Genomic DNA, 243 nt, shown 5'->3' with positions numbered 1-243 from the left:
CCCCCCCCCCCCCCCCCCCCCCCCCCCCCCCCCCCCCCCCCTCCAAACAAAAGCCGCCACCCCAGATGTAGCTCCGTCTCGTGGGCTCGGAGATGTGTATAAGAGACAGCTGCTGGAGGAGGTGGCCAAGTTCCGGGCGGCCCGCCGGATCTGGGCCCGGATCATGAAGGAGCAGTTCGGCGCGGCGAACCCCAAGTCGATGATGCTGCGGTTCCACACGCAGACCGCCGGGGTGCAGCTGAC

1 pseudogene is annotated in these 243 nt (G+C 70.0%); it reads left to right on the top strand.

What is annotated here, in order from left to right:
• Positions 1 to 103: 103 nt before the first annotated feature.
• Positions 104 to 243: pseudogene (locus ACR9ZK_RS23115) on the top strand (methylmalonyl-CoA mutase family protein); the annotation flags it as partial.

The sequence above is a fragment of the Monashia sp. HAY1-5C genome (assembly GCF_056755255.1).
This window is presented reverse-complemented; position numbering and strand designations above follow the sequence as displayed.